The following is a 19808-nucleotide window of genomic DNA, read 5'->3' as shown; positions in this document are numbered from 1 at the left end:
GTGCGAAATGCAGTTTTCTTAGTGGAGCTGCGTCTTCAGGGTATCCAGGCGCTCCTGCGCGTTGTCCGGGGTAACTACGTCAGAACCGGAGTCAACGAACTCGTCAACGGTCTCGCCGTCCAGAACCTGAATCATGGTCTCAACAGCCTTGTAGCCCATCTCGTAAGCCATCTGGGCAACAGACATCGTCATCTGGCCGGCCAGGATTGCTTCACAAGCAGCGCGGTCACCATTGAAGCCGAGGAAGATGGTGTTCTTGTATGCGTCATGGCCCTGCGCTGCACGGGCTGCTGCCATAGCCATATCGTCGTTGTTTGCGCAAATGATTGCGATGCCTTCCGGATGTGTCTGCATGATAGCTTCCATAGCGGTGGTAGCGCGGTCAGCAGTTGCGTCTGCGTACTGTACTTCGTCGCTCAGGAAGGTGCCGCCTGCTTCTTCAACGCCAGCCTTGTAGCCGTTCATGCGAGCGGTGTTGGTCTGGTCGCCCTGTACGCCTGCGATCTCAATGCACTTGATATCGGTCCAGCCGGCAGCCTTGGCAGCCTCTACAGCAGCCTCGCCGCCCTTCTTGGCAGCAGCTTCGTTGCCGGTACCTACGAAGGACTTAACCTCCGGTGCCGTGAAGTTGGTGTCGATCGCAACGATCGGCAGCTTGGTGCCGCTGACGAGCTGCGCCGCGGTATCCGACTGCAGCGGAGAAATAACAATGCCGTCATAGCTGCCGGAGCTGAGGTCGGTCTCGATCATGTTCTGCATTTCATCGAAAGCGGTCTCAGAGCTTGGACCCTTAACCTCTACTGTAACCTTGTCCGAATGCTCGGAAGCATAGTCCTCAGCGCCCGACTTTACATACTGCCAGTACTCGGCCGCCAGGGTCTTCAGGATAACGCTGACCTTGTAGCTGCCGCCGGAAGCGGATGCGCCACCGTCATTACTGCTGTCATCGCCCGACGAAGCACTGCCGCCGCCACATGCGGTCATCGACAAAGCCATCGCGCCTGCCAGCAACATCGCTAACACTCTCTTCTTGTTCATAATTTTTCTCCTCTCTTTTTTCCGGGCCCTGCTCTCTCAGCGCCCTTTTACGCTTGTGTATTTCACACTTGCGTGTACTCTTTATCAGCAGTCCCTCTTGATTTTCTGTTGGAGCGGAAATTCAAGAGGGACCGGATAACAAAATAATGAAAACGGGAATAGTGTAGATGCGATTGTAAAATGGGTATTGCGATTACTATTTCATTAGAAACCTGCCTTGCGGAGGTTCTCACGACCGATGGTCGCCTTCTCGAGCGGTACGTCGAAGGACTTTACCGGGAACAGATCCTGCTCTACGACGCACCAGCCGTCGTAGCCGCACTCGTCGAGTGCCTTATGCATTGCAGTGAAGTCGATGCTGCCCTTGCCCGGCTCAACCATGATATCCTCGGTTACAGCCTTGGCAAAAGACCACTTGTTTTCGTCCATCTTAGCCTTGACTGCCAGATCGCAGTCCTTGAAGTGGATGTACGGGATGCGCTTCGCCCACTTCTTGTAGAAGGAAATCGGCTCGCCGCCGCCGTATACATGGTGGCCGGTGTCGAAGCACAGATCTACATTGGTGTCGTTCAGGAAGCGCTCGATCTGCTCCTCAGTCTGAACGTGGCTGTCAACATGCGGGTGGAACAGACCGATAAAGCCGTTCGCTGCGCAGCGGTCCGCGCACTTCTGCACGTTCTTGCAGTAGGTAGCCCACTCCTCGTCGGTCAGCTCCGGGTTCATCTCCAGCTCGCCGGTAGCGAGGTTGGTGTACATCGGAGGCAGCAGAACGATATACTTTGCGCTCGGGAAAGCCTTCAACAGCTTGGAGATATCGTCGATGTCCTTGAGCATGCCTTCAACAGCCGCGTCATCAAGGAAGTTGCCGCCCTCGGTAGCGCCTACCAGAGTCAGGCCGCGCGCGTCCATAGCGTTCTTGAGCACCTTGGGATCATCGTTCGGCATGTAGCCCCACGGACCAATCTCGCAGCCCTCGTAGCCGGCAACCTTCATTTCGTCCAGACAGCGCCACCACTGGGGCTGCTTTGCATTGTTCGGATCACTTGCCGGAAACCAGACGCCCCAGGAGTCCGGTGCAATACCAATCTTGATAGCCATAATTTTATCCTCCCTGTCAAATTATTCAGGAAACTGTCAGCCTTTCCGGTCTCGGCGGAATCACTCCCGCCGGAGACCGTTTCGGCATTATGTTTTAATTGATGTAAACGGGCAACTTACTTAACGTCAACCCACTCGTGAGTCTTGGAGGACTCGATAACAGCAGCTACGGTGCGGTCGATCTTGTAGCCGAACTCGAAGTCGGTTACATAGTCAGCGCCATTGGTGATAGCGTCGAACAGAGCGTGAACCTCGAGGATCTTCATGTCGTTGTAAGCGATGGAGATACCGCCTGCCGGCTGGAATGCGGAGTAGCCCTTCATCAGCGGGTTGAGCAGTACGGTGCGGAAGCCGCGGTCGCGCTCGTTGTCAGACTGGAAGTAAACCTGAACTTCGCCCATGCGCTCCAGATCGTAACGAACAGAACCCTTGGTACCCTGAATCTCGTAGGTCAGGTAGTTCTTGCGGCCGGTAGCAACACGAGAGCAAGCAATCTGGCCGAGAGCGCCGTTAGCATACTCAGCCATGAAGGTCATGATGTCTTCGTTTTCAACGTCAACCATCTCGGTGGAGCCTGCAGACTTCGGACGCTTCGGGAATACGGTGGTAGCAACTGCGTTTACCTTGGTGATGTCGCCCATGATGAACTGAGAGATGGACAACAGGTGGGAACCGAGGTCGCCCAGAGCACCGCAGCCAGCCAGCTTGTTGATGTGGCGCCAGGTGATCGGGAGGGACTCGTCGAGCAGCTGGTCCTGATCGTAGGTGCCGGTAAAGCGCATGATCTTGCCGAGAGCGCCGGACTGAACCAATTCACGAACGTAAGCGTTTGCCGGGTTCTGGGTGTTGTTGAAGCCAACGTAGTTGACTACGCCCTTCTTGGCAGCCAGCTCAGCCAGCTCTCTGGACTCCTCAGCGGAGATGGACAGCGGCTTCTCGCAGTATACGTTCTTGCCGTTCTCCAGGGCAGCCTTAGCAACTGCATAGTGGAAAGCGTTCGGGGTAGCGATATCAACCAGGTCTACGTTCGGGTCGGTAACTACATCGTGCCAATCGGTGGAGATGCGCTTGAAGCCGATCTTCTTCTGAGCGGACTTTGCAGCCTCTTCGTTAGCGTCAGCTACGATCTCGAAGGATGCGGTGCCGTAGTCAGGGCCAAACAGCATCTCAGCGTCAGCCAGTGCAGAGGAATGAGCCTTGCCCATCCAGCCGGAACCTACCAGACCAATACGGATTTCTTTCATGATAATTTCCTCCTTGACATTTAAGTCTTAGACATACTCTTTTCACGATTTACCAGAAGTTTTTGTTTTGTTTTAACTTTCGGTGTTTTCGTTTGTTTGACTATATTATAGCCGCGAATAGGTTATATCACAATGCACTGGGTAACTCTGTTCTATACAAAAATTACTCTTTTATTTCCCCTCTTGTACAGCTTGCACAGAGCCGGATGTGTGCGTTTGCACACCTTGAACGAATACCGATTTAGCGTAGAAAAGTCTTTCAAAATAAGAAAATTTTCACATATGTCCTGTTCCCGCACCAGAGGAAATAATAAAAAAGAGGTGCACCGAAGTGCACCTCTGAGGCTGAAACAGTATGCGGTTTTACTTTGCCTTTACCGCGCCGTCCTTGATGAGATCCCAGTTCTTCTTGAGATAATCATAGCCGGAGTAAATGGTAACCAGCGTTACCACCCAGCCGACGATGGTCAGCAGCAGCGGCATACCATCCGCATGAGGGATGAACATAACAGCGGTAACACCATCGCCGTCCGCGAAGGCGATACCGTTTGCCAGCGCACCCATGATGATATAATACAGATAAATGACGATGATGCCGCCAATCTGCACACAGGTCTTGACCTTGCCCGTCCACGTTGCAGCCATAACAACGCCCTTATTGGCTGCAACCACGCGCAGAGACGTGATGATCAACTCACGCGCGAGGATAACGCAGACCATCCAGCCTGCCATTGCCTTCTGCTCCACGAACAGGATGAGCGCGGAGGCTACGAGCAGCTTATCAGCCAGCGGATCGACAAATTTGCCGAAATCCGTCACCTGATTGTACTTTCGCGCCACATAGCCGTCCAGAAAATCCGTGAACGATGCCACGCAGAACAGCACGAGCGCGATGACCGTGCTGGTCGGGAACGCGGCGAGATACCGGGTCTCATCGATGATCAGCATGGGCTGCGCCGCAAAATAGATGAAAAACGGAATCATCGCAATGCGGGTCAGCGTGATTTTATTTGCGGTTGTCATAGGAAATTATGCCTCCTTCTGACGGACACCGAGTAGGTCGGGTCCAAGGCTTTCGGTGATGAGAACGGACACGAACTCGCCTTCCGCCGGTTCGTTATCCGCCGCGTCAAAGTAGACGTGGCCGTCTACCTCGACCGAATCCGCGTAGGTACGGCCATACCACAGGCCCTGCTCCTCGTCAAAGCCCTCGCAGAGCACCTGCATGACCTCACCGTGGCGGGAGGTATTGTAGTCGTCGAGCACACCGGACTGCAGCTCTTCGACGATCAGACGGCGGTTCTGCTTGGTCTCGTCGTCGATCTGGTCGGGCAGCTCTGCGGCCTCCGTGCCTTCCTCCGGCGAATACTCGAACACACCGACACGCTCAATGCCGACATTCTGCAGGAACTCACACAGCTCGGCAAACTCGTCCTCGGTCTCGCCCGGCAGACCGACGATCAGGCTTGTACGCAGTACAAGACCCGGAATACGCTCGCGCATATCCTCGATCAGCCTGGTAAATTCCGCGCCGTCACCCGGACGGTGCATGGCACGCAGAATGCGCTTAGAGACATGCTGCAGCGGAATATCCAGATACTTTACGATTTTCGGCTCATCCGCAATCACGTCGATCAGCTCGTCCGTAATCTGGTCGGGATAGAGATAGTGCAGACGAATCCAGGTAAAGTCCATCTTGCACAGCTCGCGGAGCAGCTCGGGCAGCAGACGCTTATGCTCGGGCAGGTCCATACCGTACTTGGTGATGTCCTGCGCGATGACGATCAGCTCCTTAACGCCTGCGTCAGAGAGCGCACGCGCTTCCTCGAGCAGCGATGCCATCTCACGGCTGCGGTAACGGCCGCGCAGCTTGGGGATGATACAGTACGCGCAGGTGTTCGAGCAGCCCTCCGCAATCTTAAAGTATGCGGTGTACGAGGGTGTCAGGCGGTCACGGCTGCCGTCGAGTGCAGCAGAGGTCATATCGGCCATGTACGCCGCCTGCTGCCCCTTGAGCGCCGCATTGGCCGCGTCCACGATGTCATCATAGCTGCCCGTTCCGCAGAATACGTCGATCTCGGGCAGCTCAGCGCGCATCTCGTCAGCATAGCGCTGCACCAGACAGCCGGTCACGACCAAGCCCTTCATATTGCCGGTCTGCTTATTCTGGGCGGTCTCCAGAATGGTTTCGATAGCCTCGGTCTTAGCGGCTTCGATGAAGCCGCAGGTGTTGACAACGCCAACGTCTGCTTCGGTCATATCCTCGGTGATCTCCCAGCCTGCGTCCCGCAGCCGGGCCAGCATGTGCTCGCTGTCCACGAGGTTTTTCGCGCAGCCGAGCGAAATAAGTCCTAATTTCGGCATGAGATTCTCCTTCTTGTCCACATTATTATTCTATTTTATTATACCGCACAATTTCGGGTTTGTCACCACTGACTGACGGAAATTTTGGCATAGAAAAAGACGCAGAGCAAACACTCTGCGTCTTTGGAATTGCTTGATTGCAAGCAGTTGGTTCGGTAAGGAAACCTTACTTCAGCTCAACCTTAGCGCCAGCAGCCTCGAGCTTCTCCTTGATCTCGTTAGCCTCAGCCTCCGGAGCAGCCTCCTTGATGGTCTGCGGAGCGGTGTCAACCTTCTCCTTAGCTTCCTTCAGGCCCAGGCCAGTGATCTCGCGAACAGCCTTGATAACGTTGATCTTGGAAGAGCCAGCGTCAACCAGAACTACGTCGAAGTCGGTCTTAGCGTCAGCAGCAGCTGCGCCGTCGCCGCCTGCTACAGCACCTGCAACAGCTACCGGCGTAGCGGATACACCAAATTCTTCCTCGAGAGCCTTTACCAGCTCAGAGAGCTCCATAACCTTGAGCTCTTTTACAGCTTCCATAATCTCAGCAACAGTCATGGGATTAAACCTCCAATTTTAGATAATTTTTAAGTTAAAATGTGTTCCTGACCGAATAAATCAGTCAGTGCGGGGAAATTACTCAGCAGCTTCTTCTGCTGCAGCTTCCTTCGGGGCTACCAGTTCAGCAACCTTCATTTCCTCATTGCCCTCTGCCTTCTTAACGATAGCATCGCAAGCAATAGCGAGCTGCATAATGGGGTAGTTGAAGCTGTACAGTACCTGAGCGATAAGGGTTTCCTTGCTCGGCATAGCAGCCAGCTTCTTGACCTCGTCCTCACCGATGGCCTTACCTTCCAGGTAACCAGCCTTCAGGGTGAAGTTCTCGTGGGTCTTAGCAAAGTCAGCCAGGATCTTCGCCGGAGCGACAACGTCGTCGGTGGTGGAGATTGCCAGAGCGGTGGTACCGTGCAGGCACGCATCCAGCTCGTCAAAACCCAGTTCCTTAGCTGCAAAGCGGATCAGAGTGTTCTTGATGACAGCATACTCAACGCCAGCTTCACGGAGCTGCTTGCGGAGCTTGGTATCATCCTCTACGTTGATGCCCTTGTAGTCGACCAGTACACCTGCCGGAGAATTCTTGATCTTCTCTACCAGGGAAGCGACCAGAGCCTTCTTCTCTTCCAGAATCTTTGCGTTCGGCATCATTTTCACCTCCTGTAAAATAAAAGTACCCTCCCGGTGCAAAGACACAGGGAGGGTACACAGAAAACATAATCAAATATGATAATAAACATGTCTGTGTTGACCTCGGCGGGCGGCGAATAAATCGCCATTTAAGCCTTGCGGCGCCAGCTGTCTTTGACCAAGCTCATTTAGTATAACGCATATAGAGCAGGTTGTCAACACTTTTTTCAAATTTTTTATTAAATATCATTCCTTCAGGATTAGAGGTGCAGTGCCGGCTTTTGATACCCTCTGTTCCGCGGTATTCTCTGCGATATGACCATTGTTTTCAACTGTAATGGTAAATTCATCACCGCACATAAGCCGTTCAACGGGATCGTCCGATACATATTCCTCCGGAGACGCAGCACTGGCCAGTGAAATAATATGAGATTCAAAGGAATGTTCCCCGATAGTCACCGAAACGCTTTCCTGTTTAACGAATTTGGCATACAGCGATCTGACGTGCTCCTTGAATATCGGATTCACTTCCGCATCCGACTTGAAATATAGGATGATACGGTTTTCTTTATAAGATACCTGCGCATCTGTTAATAGGATATCTGCTAAGCTGAGCATTCCCATATAATTATCCTCTGCACAATATAAATAGAGCGGAGAGCACTATACCCTCCACTCCAATTACTAACTACTGATTACTAATTAAAAATCAGTCGTTGATCGGACCGTCATTCCGCTCATCAATATTAACATACTCGATATTCTTCGCAACAGGCTTATACGCCGGACGGATGATCTTACCGCCGGTGGTAACTTCCTCAAGTCGGTGTGCCATCCAGCCGACGATACGCGCGGTAGCGAACAGCGGCGTATACAGCGACTTGGGCAGTCCGAGCATTTTATAAACAAAGCCGGAGTACATATCGACGTTTGCACACATCGGCTTGTCGCTGCCCTTGATTTCGGCAAAGACACCCGGCGTCAGCTTTTCTACCAGCTCGATCAAATCCATCTCGTCCGAATAGCCGGTCTTTTCCGCCAGCGGACGAGCAGCCTTTTTCAGTGCAACGGCACGCGGATCGCTCAAGGTGTAAATTGCATGACCCATGCCGTAGATCAGGCCGGAGCCGTCGCCTGCTTCCTTATTCAGAATCTTGCGCAGATAATTGCCGACCTCGGTCTCGTCCTTCCAGTTGTGGATATTCTCCTTCATCTCCTCAAACTGCTTGACGACGCGCAGGTTTGCACCGCCGTGGCGCGGGCCCTTCAGCGAGGAAACCGCAGCCGCGATCGCCGAATAGGTATCCGTACCGGACGAAGAAGTAACACGCACGGTGAAAGACGAGTTGTTACCGCCGCCATGCTCGGCGTGCAGGATCAGACAGCGGTCGAGCAGCTTAGCCTCGTCATCGTTGAATTCGCCGGTCGGACGGATGAGGTGCAGAATATTCTCTGCAGTCGAACGGTTCGGATCCGGCACATGCAGGAACATGGAATCATTATCAAAGTAGCGGCGTTTTGCCTGATACGCATGCGAAATGATAACCGGGAACTTGGCCATCAGGCTGATACCCTGACGCATAATGTTCTCGACCGTGGTTTCATCCGGGTTCGCATCATAGGAATACAGTGCCAGCGTTGCGCTTGCCAGCTTGTTCATGATGTCGCGGCTCGGTGCACGCATGATCATATCCTCGGTGAAGTTGTCCGGCAGGGCACGCTCCAGACCGATGGTGTGCTGAAATTCCGCCAGCTGACGGCGGCTCGGCAGCTTGCCGCACATAAGCAGATAACCGATCTCCTCAAAGCCGAAGCGGTTTTCTTGCTCCAGACCGTGAATCAGATCGTATACATTATATCCGCGATAGGTCAGGCGGCCTTCGATCGGCTCGCGCTCGCCCTCGTTCAGAATATAGCCGTGTACGTTGCCCAGATGCGATGCGCCGACCAGAACACCGGTACCGTCCGCGTTACGCAAGCCGCGCTTGATGCGGTAACGCGTAAACAGATCAGGTGGGAGCTGGTTGTGCATACAAAAGCTCTCACTCAGTTCATGCAAAAGTTCTTCCTTTACATAATCAGGCTGAATCGTCATTCCGCCTTCTCCTTTCCGTCCCAATAAATCAGATAATGAATATATTGTACCGCAATCCTGCAAAAATGTCAATCAACGACACTTGTATAAACCGACAAAAACCGCTTTTTCGCAGGTTTTCCGCTTGTTCATCCTGATATCACGCAAGATTTTTATTTGCGGCGTGCAAAGATTTTATCAATTTGAAGTGAAAAAGTCGACTGCAGTGTTGCCTTAGCACCGGTTGACCGATACACGCGTGCTGCGTCAGCAAGATGCTCTGCCAGTGCGGAAACACGCAAAAAGTCCTCTATCCACACACGAACAGAGGACTTTCTCTATCAAATAGTCAGGATTTGCGATTTAATTGCGGCTCCACTGCGTGCCCTGACGGGTATCCTTAATGGTAACGCCCATATCAGCCAGCACACCGCGGATACGGTCTGCCTCAGCGAAGTTCTTCTCCTTCTTAGCTGCGGCGCGCTGCGCGATCAGCTCCTCAATCTTCTCTGCGTCCGGATCAACCGCATCGTCGCGGTTCTGCACCAGATTGAGCACACCGGTCAGCTCCATGAACAGGTCATGCGCTGCGGTCAGGAATGCCTTGGTGGCATCCTGATGAGAGCCGTTGTACGCGTTGATCTCGCGGGTCAGCTCGAAGATGGCGGACAGTGCGTCTGCGGTGTTCAGGTCGTCGTCCATTGCGTCGATGAACTTCTGCTTGTAACCCTTCAGAGCCTCCAGCTTCTCGGCCTCCTCGGCAGTCATGGTGTCGCCGGATGCCTTTTCGATGCGGAACTCCATATTATTGCGGGCCTCGTACAGACGGGCAAGGGAGGCCTTGTTCATCTCAAGCGACTCAGCGGAGTAGTTAAGCGGAGTGCGGTAGTGCGCGCTCAGCATGAACATGCGGATGGTCTCATAGCCGAACTGCTTTGCTGCGTCGCGGACCATGAAGAAGTTGCCCTTGGACTTGGACATTTTCTCATTGTCAATGGTCAGGAAGCCGTTGTGCAGCCAATAATGCGCAAAGGTGCAGCCGTTTGCACACTCGGACTGTGCGATCTCGTTCTCGTGATGCGGGAAAATCAGATCAAGACCGCCGGAATGGATGTCGATGGTCTTGCCGAGGTACTTGTTCGCCATAGCCGAGCACTCAATATGCCAGCCCGGACGGCCCTTGCTGCCCCACGGCGTATCCCAAGCCGGCTCACCCGGCTTTGCAGCCTTCCAGACCGCGAAGTCCATCGGATCTTCCTTTACCTCGCCGACCGAGATGCGGGCACCGGCCTGCAGCTCCTCCATCGGCTGGTGGCACAGCTTGCCATACTCAGGGAAGGACTTGGTGCGGAAGTATACGTCGCCGTTCTCAGCAACGTAAGCGTGACCGTTCTCGATCAGGCGCTCAACAATATCAATAATAGCGTCCATGGTCTCGGTCGCACGCGGGTGCACGGTCGCCTTCTTGACGCCCAGACCCTGTGCATCAACGAAATATTCCTTAATATAACGCTCAGCGATGGTGTTGAAGTCCACGCCTTCCTCGTTCGCCTTGTTGATTACCTTGTCGTCAATGTCGGTGAAGTTCTGAACGAACTCAACCTTGTAGCCGCGGTACTCGAAGTAACGGCGCAGCAGATCGAAAATGATGAACGGACGTGCGTTGCCGACATGGAAATAGTTGTATACCGTCGGACCGCAGGAATACATCTTTACCTCGCCCGGCGTGATCGGAACGAATTCCTCCTTCTGACGGGTCAGCGTGTTGTAGAGTTTCATGATTTTTATCTCCTTTTGATGGTTTTCAGGAAAGCTATGCGGAGTTTCGGGAATAAAAAAGCCTCCCAGGGGATATTCTTCCCTCGGGAGGCGTGCAAACGCGGTTCCACTCCGATTTTTCGCTCGTGCAGTGCGGTAACGGGCACTTCCCGCAAGGCGTTTGACCCTGTTGCTCGGCAGGCGCACTTCACCGTTTCCCGCGCAAAGCCCTTTCAGCCGAGGAGCCTCTCTCTTTCGCGCAAGGCGATCCGGTTACTTTTCCTGCGTCATCGCATAAATAACGATTATAATGATTTTATTATAACCATTTTATGAGGAGAAGTCAAGCCGACCGGTGCAGGCCACAGCTTTCCGCAAAATTAAATACACCGCAGAGAGCACCATCTTGACGAACAGCGCTTTCCGCGGTATACTATGGATATACAGGGACACTGTCTATGCAGTCAGCCCTTTATCGAATCAAAAGTTTTATGCTAATGACCGTTCGGGGACCAGCCGAGCGGTCATCGCGCTTTTACGAAGAAAATGTACAGTACAATGACCGCACAAATAAAAAGCTGAAGTGCTTTCTTCTTCATCTGCGCCCACCTCCTTTCCACCGCAGACCGCGGGGAAAGAAAGGGCTGACCGCCATACAAAAACAGCGTGTATATATCCTTAAACAACAGTATAGCAGATTAAGGCGTATTTTGTCTATGCGCTGTATGACTATAAAAACACCGCAGCGTGCACGATTTTAACAGTTCGTGCACCTGCGGTATATTTTTACACATGATGAAACGCGGTCAGAAAATCATACGCATCGAGCAGATTGCCGATATGAAAATCCATAACCTGTGCATCCATCGGCGAGCACCGGCAGTAATCCTTAAGGTTTTCCGGCGCGGTAAGACCATGTGCCTCCAATCGCTCTATACTCTCCTCTCCGGGCGCCGGATTGGAGTCCATATTGCACAGCGCCGCCAGCTCACCGCACATTTTGGCAAGCAGCTGCTCGCAGCCGCGCAGATAGGCGGCCTCCTGCCGTCGGGCGGCAACACGCACGGCATGCTGCCACAGCGCTACCGGCTGCTTCTCGAAAATACGCAGCTCGGACGCAAGCGAGGTCATTTTCTCTGTCAGCGGCGTCAGATCCGGATAACGATGCTCGAGCACGCGCGACTGCAGCAGCGGCAGAAACATTTTCTGAATCTCATCCATCGTATTGATGATCTTCTGGCGGTTGTTATACGGCCGAATCACCACATTGACGAGCAGCGCCACCACCAGACCGACCAGCGTATCCGTGAAGCGGTGGAAGCCATACACGATTGAATCTCCGCCGGTATACAGGCACACATCCGCAAACACGATACTCGCCAGCGGAATCGCAAAATTCAGCTTGAGACCGATACACAGCGAAATCACACACAGCACGCCGAGCGCCATCCACACGAAAAACGTTGGATTGGGCAGCACGGTAACAAACACACATGCGATCAGATAGCCGAGAAATGTACCCGCTATCTGATTGAGGCTCTCCTTGAGCGAATCCACCCAGGTACGGCTCATCACCGAAATTGCACCGATGGCTGCAAAAATAGGCAGGCTGGAACCCAGCACCATCGCCAGTGCAAGCGCCAGACCGACCGATACCGCAGTCTTGATGGCACGCTGACCTACCCGAAACCGTTTGATAAACTGCAACGTCCTATCCCCTTTACCCCTGAATACCGTATGTTTTTAAGTGTACCACATTCTATCGGTAAAAGCCAACACAATCCTGTCACACAAAGAAAAAGGCTTCCCGGCCATCTGTTCCGGGAAGCCTTTATAAATTCGGTTTGATTACCGCTTACTTAGCAGTGCGCTCTGCCTTGCGAGCCTTAGAGAAAGAACGGCCGTTATCCAGCTCCATCATGCGTGCGCTTACCAGACCATTAAAGAAACCCTTCATCATGATATATACAACTCCTTAAAAGTTAATGACTAAATTACGTTTTTGTGTTTGGATCATTTCCTGATCACAGGTATTATAATACACGATAACCGCCTCTGTTACAAGAGCCATATTTTATGAACCTTTACCAATCGAAGCGCCATCTTTTTGTGCATATTTAACAGTATCCGTTTGCGAAGTGTACAAATCAAGCTATTTCAGCTTGTACGTTTTACATAACAAAGCTGGCAAATCCTCCAAATCGAGCATCCTCCCCTCGAATTTCCCTGCTTTTTGCGAGCAGAATCTGCGTATCACCTTGACTTTTACGGCATTTCCCTATATTATTATATGATAAAAATTTGTTTGCTACAATATAGATATAGCGCGACCCCAAACCGAGCCTGACCCGCTCGGTTTGGGGCTGCTACCTGTTTGGGGAGAGTGATGAGGATTGAATCAAAATCTGGTCGATCTGCAAAACCTGAAAAAAGAATTTGACGGAACGCCTGTGCTGCGCGGCATTTCGCTGTCCATCAAGCGCCGCGAGTTTGTGACCCTACTCGGTCCGTCCGGCTGCGGCAAAACGACCACACTGCGCATCATCGGCGGCTTTGAGCAGCCGGATTCCGGCGATGTATTCTTCGACGGCAAGCGCCTGAACGATGTACCGCCGTATCAGCGCGAGATCAACACCGTATTCCAGCGCTATGCGCTGTTCCCGCACCTGAATGTTGCGGAGAATATCGCATTCGGTCTGCACATCAAAAAGCTGGACCGCGCAGACATCAAGCGCAAAACCGCAGAAATGCTCGAACTGGTTGGTCTGCGCGGCTTTGAAAACCGCGATGTGACCAGTCTTTCCGGCGGTCAGCAGCAGCGTGTTGCCATCGCGCGTGCGCTGGTATGCGAGCCGCGTGTGCTGCTGCTCGACGAGCCGCTCGGTGCCCTCGACCTCAAGCTGCGCAAGGACATGCAAATCGAGCTGAAGCGTATTCAGCAGCGCACCGGCATCACCTTTATCTACGTCACACACGACCAGGAAGAAGCGCTGACGATGAGTGACCGCGTTGTCGTTATGAACCACGGCGTTATCCAACAGGTCGGCAGCCCGACCGATATCTACAACGAGCCGGTCAACGCCTTTGTTGCGGATTTCATTGGTGAATCCAATATCATTGACGGCGTGATGCTCGAGGACTGCAAGGTCGAGTTCTGCGGCCGCACCTTCGAGTGCGTGGACAAGGGCTTCGGCCGGAATACGCCGGTCAATGTCGTTATCCGTCCGGAGGATCTTAAAATCGTTTACGCCGGTGACGGTCTGCTGCAGGGCGTTGTTGAGTCGATCGTATTCAAGGGCGTACACTATGAAATGATGGTGCGTACCCAGTATTTCACCTTTATGGTGCATTCCACCATGGCGGAGTCGGTCGGCAAGACGGTCGGTCTGTCCGTCATTCCGTTTGACATCCACATCATGCACAAGAGTGCGGAGGCGCAAGCGTGAAAAAGTCCTTTGCCTATCCCTACGGCGTATGGCTCGCCGTATTTATTCTTGCCCCGATTCTGATGGTCGTGGTCTACGCGTTCCACAATGCGGACGGCGGCTTTACCCTGCATAATTTCAGCTATCTGCCCGGCTACCTGCCGATTTTCGGACGGTCGTTCTGGCTGGCGTTTCTCTCAACGGTGGTGTGCCTCGTGCTCGGCTACCCGATGGCGTACCTCATGAGCCGCCTGTCCGCCAGCAAACAGAGCCTTTGCATGATGCTCATCATGCTGCCGATGTGGATCAACTTTCTGCTCCGCACCTACGCATGGATGTCCATTCTGGAGAACAACGGCTTCATCAACCAGTTTTTCCGCTCCATCGGACTTATCTCGTTCCTGCAGAGCCATTTCGGCTATTCGCTGGATTATATTCCGCTTATCAACACACAGGGCGCGATCGTGCTCGGCATGGTGTACAACTTTCTGCCGTTCATGGTGCTGCCGATCTATACCGTTCTCATCAAGCTCGACCGCAAGCTGATCGAAGCCGCGCAGGACCTCGGCGCGCCGACCCATCTGGTGTTCCGCCGCGTCATCTTCCCGCTGAGCATTCCCGGTGTGATTTCCGGCATTACAATGGTATTTGTGCCGTCTGTCTCCACCTTCGTTATTTCGCAGATGCTCGGCAGCGGCAAGAATCTTCTCGTCGGTGACCTGATCGACCTGCAGTTCATGGGAGGTGCGTACAACCCGCACCTCGGCTCGGCAATCGCGCTCGTCATGATCATCCTCATCTTCATCTGTATGTGGATCATGAACAAGTTCGATGACGGCTCCTCCGAGGAAGGAGGTCTGCTGCTGTGAAAAAATTTTTCAAAAACTTCTATCTGCTGCTGATTTTCCTGTTCCTGTACGCGCCTATCGTTGTGCTGATGATCTTCTCGTTCAACGATTCCAAGTCGCGCCGCCTGTGGAACGGCTTTACCACCCGCTGGTATGTCGAGCTGTTCCGCGATGCGGATATTCTCCATTCACTGTATGTCACGCTGCTCGTGGCTGTTGCCGCTGCCGCGATTGCAACCGTGCTCGGCACGATTGCCGCCATCGGCATCCACAACATGGGCCGCAGAGCCAAAGCGGCTTACCTGACCGTCAACAACATCCCGATGTCCTCCTCGGATACCATCATGGGCGTGACGTTCATGCTGCTGTTCGCCGCCATAGGTCTGGACAAGGGCTATCTGACGCTCATTCTCGCGCATGTTACATTCTGCACACCGTATGTCGTTCTCAACGTCATGCCCAAGCTGCGCCAGCTGGATAAAAACGCCTATGAAGCCGCACTCGACCTCGGCGCAACGCCGCATCAGGCGCTCCGCAAGGTCATCCTGCCCGAGATTATGCCGGGCATCGTCACGGGTGCTATCATGGCGTTCACCATGTCAATCGACGATTTCGTGGTGTCCTACTTTACCGCCGGCACGACTAGTCAGCCGCTGTCGGTCGTGATCTATTCGATGACCCGCCACCGCATGACACCGAAGATCAACGCCATCTCGACCATTCTGTTTTTGATCGTGCTGGCGCTGCTCATCGTCATCAATGTGCGTCAGTCCCGCGACGAAAAGCGCCGCGAGGCCGCCCGCCGGAAAGGAGCGATGCAGCCGTGAAAAAACGTATGCTTTCCCTGCTGCTGTGCGGCGCGATGTGCGCCGGCCTGCTCTCCGGATGCGGCAATGCGTCCTCAGCAGAGGTGCTCAACGTGTATAACTGGGGTGAGTACATCGACACCGACCTTATCGACCGGTTCGAAGAGGAAACCGGCATCAAGGTTATCTACAACACCTTTGATTCCAACGAAAACCTGTATTCGCGCATCCAGACCACGAGCTACGACGTCATTATCCCGTCCGACTACGCGATTTCGCGCTTTATCAACGAGGATATGCTCCAGCCGCTCAACTACGATCATATTCCGAATATGAAGCTGATTGACGAGAAATACACGCATCTGGACTTCGATCCGGAGCAGAAGTATTCCGTGCCCTATACCTGGGGCGTGGTCGGCATCGTGTACAACACCAAGTACGTTGATAAAGCGGATATCGGCTCATGGGATTTGCTGTGGAACCCCAAATACACCAACCGCACCGCGATGTTCAACAACTCGCGCGACGCGCTCGGCATTGCGCTGATGTACCTCGGCTATTCGCTTAACACCACCGACAAGGACGAGCTGCGCGAGGCGGCTGACCTTATCATCGCCGGAAAACCGGTATATCAGGGCATCTGGATGGACCAGATTCTCGAAAAGCTGCCGAGTGAGGAAATTGTGGCTGCACCGTACTATAACGGCGATGCCGTCACCATGATAGACGAGAATCCCGACCTCGCATTCTACGTTCCGAAGGAGGGTACCAACCTGTTTGTCGATGCCATGTGCATCCCGAAGAACGCGAAGAACGTTTCGGGTGCGGAGAAGTTCATCAACTTCATGTGCTCGACCGAGGCAGCGGTGGCAAACTGGGAGTATGTCGGCTATTCCAGTCCGCAGACTGAGGTCTATAACGAACTGAACGAGGAAATCACCAGCGACTCGCTGTATTTCCCGGATATTACGCAGTATCCGACCGAGGCGTATACCAATCTGCCGACGGAAATCAACCAGTATTACAACGACCTTTGGGTTGATATTTTAACGTGATTTAATATGTTTGCCGTAGGGCGTGACGACCTCGGCACGCCGTGTAAACCATCTGCAACCCGTTACAACGGCGCGCCGAGTCGTCGCGCCCTACAGATTTTGACATCTGCGGCAAAGAAAAAGAACGTATCCGATCGGATACGTTCTTTTTTGCACTTACTTTTGCTCCATCGCTGCCATCGCAATCTTTTCCGGCGTGATGGGAAGTTCATAGAACCGCTTGCCTACGGCATTTCGGATTGCATCCGAAATCGCCGGCAGCGGTGTGTTGATAACAACCTCGCCGATGGATTTTGCGCCGAACGGGCCTTCGCCCTCGTAGCTGTTCTCGAATTCCACGCGGATCTTGCCGATATCCACGCGTGCAGGAATCTTATACTGGAAAAGCGAATTCTCCATCGGATAGCCGCGGTCATCATAGGTAACGCTCTCAGTCAGCGTCATGCCGATGCCCTGCGCAATGCCGCCCTCGGCCTGCACGCGCGTCAGGTTCGGGTTGATGGGCGTACCGCAGTCCACTGCCGCAGCGTAATCCAGCAGGGTTACCTCGCCAGTTTCGGTATCCACCTCGATTTCAGCCGCACCGACCATATACGGCGGAGGCGAAATCTCGGACGAATGCGTAACCGTTGCCTGCAGCTCGATGCTGTTGCCGTTCATGGAAGCCGTCGCAATATCACTCAGGCTAATGGTCTTGCCTGCATTTTCGCCTTCCTCTACGCGGACTTCCCTGCCGTCGAAGCTGACCTGCGCCTTGTCGCAGCCGAGCAGCTTTGCGCCGAGCGCACAGATTTTGCCGCGCAGCTCAAGCGCGCACTTCTCGGTCGCCTTGCCGGTGACGTAGGTCGTGCTCGATGCATACGAGCCGGAATCATACGGCGACCAGTCGGTGTCCGCACTCAGCGTGGTGATGTTGTCAAGCGGACACTCAAGCACCTCTGCCGCAATCTGCGCAAGCGTGGTATCACAGCCGGTGCCCATGTCAGCCGCGCCGATGAGCAGCGTGTAAAAGCCCTCATCGTTGACCTTGAGCGTCGCACTGCCGACATCCATGCTCGTGATGCCCGAGCCCTGCATCGCCATGCCCATGCCGACCGCACGAATCTTGCCGTTTCCCATGTCCCGGCACGGATACTTGTTATCCCAGTCGATCATGTCGTGCACGCGCGCCAGACAGCGGTCGAGCGCACAGCTTGTGTTCATCTGACCGTAGTACGCGGGCATGATCTCGCCCTCATGCGTAATATTCATCTCACGGATTTTGAATGGGTCCATGCCGAGGATGTTCGCCAGCTCGTTTACCGCGCTCTCCACCGCGAACAGGCCCTGCGTCGCGCCGTAGCCGCGGTACGCGCCCGCCGACATGTGATTGGTATACACAACGTCACTCGTAAAGCGGAACGCCTCGGCCTTGCCGTACAGCGGAATCGACTTATGACCGGACAGACCGACCGTTGTCGGGCCGTGCTCACCGTACGCGCCGGTGTTGGACAGCGTGTGCAGGTCGATGCCGCGCACGATGCCGTCCTTGTTTGCGCCCAGACGGACGTGCATTTCCATCTCGTGGCGCGGCGAGGAGGCAATCTGGCTCTCCACGCGGCTGAAGATGATCTTGGACGGCTTCTTTGTCATCCAGGTGACAAACGCCGGATACACCGCGCTGACTGCGGTCTGCTTGGCGCCGAAGCCGCCGCCGATACGCGGCTTGGTGACGCGCACCTTGCTTTTCGGAATATGCAGTGCGTTCGCCACAATACGGCGGGTATGGAACACGATCTGGGTCGAGCTGATGATGTGCAGACGGCCGTAGGTGTCGATCTCGCAGTAGGTGCGGAAGGTTTCCATCATCGCCTGCTGACATGCCTGCGTGTGGTACACGCGGTCGATAACAACATCGCAGTCCGCGAGGACCTCGTCAATATCGCCGTTGCCGCACTCGTCATGCGCACACAGGTTGCGCCTGTTGTCCGCGCCGACCGGTGCAAGGCTCTCCCAGTTGTCCTCCGGATGCACGAGCACCGGATTGTCCTTTGCCGTGTGGAAATCGAGCACCGGTTCGAGCACCTCGTACTCCACCTTGACCAGCTTCATCGCCTTATCCACGCATTTTTCGTCCGCACCGGCAAGGATGGCAACCACATCACCGACAAAGCGCACATGACGGTCGATAACAAGGCGGTCATACGGACTGGCCTCCGGATAAGTCTGACCGGCCTGTGTATAGCGGCGGCCGTCCTGATCGACGTCCTCCCAGGTGAAGATGGCCTCCATGCCGGGGACTTTCATCGCGGCGGTCTTGTTGATAGACTTGACGATGGCGTTCGCGTGCGGCGAGCGCAGCAGCTTGACGCACAGGCAGTCGCGCGGCGTTACATCGTCCACATACACCGGCTGACCGGTCACAAGCTGCATTGCATCCTTTTTACGGAGCGGCTGATTGACTACCTTCACTGTGCGTCCTCCTCTCTCTGCTTTTTCCAGTCGAGATAGGCACGGATACCGCGCAGCTGTCCCTCATACCCCGAGCAGCGGCACAGATTGCCTGCCAGATATTCCTTGATCTCCTCATCGGTCGGGTCCTGCTTTTCGCGGAACAGCGCGATCGCGTTCATCATAAAGCCGGGATTGCAGAAGCCGCACTGCTCCGCACCCTGATCCGCGATGAACGCGCCGAATTCGGCGGCTTCGCCCTGCAAGCCCTCCAAGGTCGTGATCGTATGTCCGCTTGCACGCGCTGCCAGCACCGAGCAGGACAGCACCGGCTTTTCGTCCATAAATACGGTGCACAGACCGCAGTTCGCAGTCTCACAGCCGCGCTTGACGCTCAGGCAGCCATGCCCCCGCACAAAGTCGATGAGCAGCGTGTCCGCCGCCACATCGTCTGCTACTTTCTTTCCATTCAATGTCATTGTGATCAGCATATCCGTTCCCCC

Annotated in this window: 17 protein-coding genes and 1 other annotated feature; of the genes, 4 read left to right on the top strand and 13 right to left on the bottom strand. The window is 54.2% G+C overall.

Features of this window, described 5'->3' with window-relative positions; genetic code table 11:
- Positions 1-18 precede the first annotated feature (18 nt).
- The 11 genes from DW806_RS00410 to DW806_RS00360 form a co-directional block, all read right to left on the bottom strand.
- The gene (locus DW806_RS00410; protein ID WP_118728763.1) at positions 19-1038 is read right to left on the bottom strand and encodes a sugar ABC transporter substrate-binding protein; all 1020 of its coding nucleotides are present in this window, start codon (positions 1036-1038) and stop codon (positions 19-21) included.
- Positions 1039-1242: 204 nt separating this feature from the next.
- Complete coding sequence (locus DW806_RS00405; RefSeq protein ID WP_118728762.1) at positions 1243-2136, bottom strand: TIM barrel protein; 894 nt, start codon at positions 2134-2136, stop codon at positions 1243-1245.
- Positions 2137-2252: 116 nt separating this feature from the next.
- Positions 2253-3380, bottom strand: coding sequence for a Gfo/Idh/MocA family protein (locus DW806_RS00400; RefSeq protein WP_118728761.1), 1128 nt, complete (start codon positions 3378-3380; stop codon positions 2253-2255).
- Between the two features lie 363 nt (positions 3381-3743).
- Positions 3744-4403: a CDP-diacylglycerol--glycerol-3-phosphate 3-phosphatidyltransferase gene (gene pgsA / locus DW806_RS00395; protein WP_117751027.1), complete on the bottom strand. Its 660-nt coding sequence runs from the start codon at positions 4401-4403 to the stop codon at positions 3744-3746.
- Positions 4404-4409: 6 nt separating this feature from the next.
- On the bottom strand, positions 4410-5744 hold the full coding sequence (gene rimO / locus DW806_RS00390) for a 30S ribosomal protein S12 methylthiotransferase RimO (protein ID WP_118728760.1): 1335 nt from the start codon (positions 5742-5744) through the stop codon (positions 4410-4412).
- Between the two features lie 166 nt (positions 5745-5910).
- Positions 5911-6282: a 50S ribosomal protein L7/L12 gene (gene rplL / locus DW806_RS00385; RefSeq protein ID WP_116704748.1), complete on the bottom strand. Its 372-nt coding sequence runs from the start codon at positions 6280-6282 to the stop codon at positions 5911-5913.
- A gap of 78 nt (positions 6283-6360) precedes the next feature.
- Positions 6361-6927: a 50S ribosomal protein L10 gene (rplJ, locus tag DW806_RS00380; RefSeq protein WP_110435457.1), complete on the bottom strand. Its 567-nt coding sequence runs from the start codon at positions 6925-6927 to the stop codon at positions 6361-6363.
- Positions 6928-6937: 10 nt separating this feature from the next.
- Positions 6938-7105 (bottom strand) — a sequence feature (ribosomal protein L10 leader region).
- 50 nt (positions 7106-7155) lie between these two features.
- Positions 7156-7533 (bottom strand): hypothetical protein, encoded by a 378-nt coding sequence (locus tag DW806_RS00375; RefSeq protein ID WP_118728759.1) that lies wholly within the window; start codon positions 7531-7533, stop codon positions 7156-7158.
- An 85-nt stretch (positions 7534-7618) separates the two neighbouring features.
- Entirely contained in the window at positions 7619-9004 is a 1386-nt protein-coding gene (locus tag DW806_RS00370; protein WP_118645842.1) for a citrate/2-methylcitrate synthase, read from the bottom strand.
- Positions 9005-9346: 342 nt separating this feature from the next.
- Entirely contained in the window at positions 9347-10762 is a 1416-nt protein-coding gene (gene cysS / locus DW806_RS00365) for a cysteine--tRNA ligase (RefSeq protein ID WP_118728758.1), read from the bottom strand.
- A 765-nt stretch (positions 10763-11527) separates the two neighbouring features.
- Complete coding sequence (locus DW806_RS00360; RefSeq protein ID WP_118728757.1) at positions 11528-12448, bottom strand: FUSC family protein; 921 nt, start codon at positions 12446-12448, stop codon at positions 11528-11530.
- A 686-nt stretch (positions 12449-13134) separates the two neighbouring features.
- On the opposite strand from DW806_RS00360, the gene potA reads away from it, so the two are divergent.
- Genes potA through DW806_RS00340 form a run of 4 tightly spaced genes read left to right on the top strand, consistent with a single transcriptional unit; the run spans position 13135 to position 16875 of the window.
- Positions 13135-14187 carry a spermidine/putrescine ABC transporter ATP-binding protein gene (potA, locus tag DW806_RS00355; protein WP_118728756.1) on the top strand — a complete coding sequence of 351 codons (1053 nt, stop codon included), beginning with the start codon at positions 13135-13137 and terminating at the stop codon, positions 14185-14187.
- Positions 14184-15035, top strand: coding sequence for an ABC transporter permease (locus DW806_RS00350; RefSeq protein WP_243022597.1), 852 nt, complete (start codon positions 14184-14186; stop codon positions 15033-15035). The genes potA and DW806_RS00350 overlap by 4 nt, the downstream gene beginning before the upstream one ends.
- Positions 15032-15841, top strand: a complete 810-nt coding sequence (locus tag DW806_RS00345; RefSeq protein WP_243022596.1) for an ABC transporter permease — start codon at positions 15032-15034, stop codon at positions 15839-15841. Before DW806_RS00350 ends, DW806_RS00345 begins: the two co-directional genes overlap by 4 nt.
- Positions 15838-16875, top strand: coding sequence for an ABC transporter substrate-binding protein (locus DW806_RS00340; RefSeq protein ID WP_118728755.1), 1038 nt, complete (start codon positions 15838-15840; stop codon positions 16873-16875). Before DW806_RS00345 ends, DW806_RS00340 begins: the two co-directional genes overlap by 4 nt.
- Before the next feature lie 156 nt (positions 16876-17031).
- Here DW806_RS00340 and DW806_RS00335 read toward each other — a convergent pair whose 3' ends face one another.
- Together DW806_RS00335 and DW806_RS00330 are read right to left on the bottom strand one after the other, a co-directional pair.
- The gene (locus tag DW806_RS00335; RefSeq protein ID WP_118728754.1) at positions 17032-19326 is read right to left on the bottom strand and encodes a xanthine dehydrogenase family protein molybdopterin-binding subunit; all 2295 of its coding nucleotides are present in this window, start codon (positions 19324-19326) and stop codon (positions 17032-17034) included.
- Positions 19323-19796 carry a (2Fe-2S)-binding protein gene (locus tag DW806_RS00330; protein ID WP_118360063.1) on the bottom strand — a complete coding sequence of 158 codons (474 nt, stop codon included), beginning with the start codon at positions 19794-19796 and terminating at the stop codon, positions 19323-19325. Before DW806_RS00330 ends, DW806_RS00335 begins: the two co-directional genes overlap by 4 nt.
- Positions 19797-19808: the final 12 nt, after the last annotated feature.

The sequence above is a fragment of the Butyricicoccus sp. AM32-19 genome (genome assembly GCF_003480365.1).
GTDB classification, from domain to species: Bacteria; Bacillota; Clostridia; order Oscillospirales; family Butyricicoccaceae; genus Agathobaculum; species Agathobaculum butyriciproducens.
This window is presented reverse-complemented; position numbering and strand designations above follow the sequence as displayed.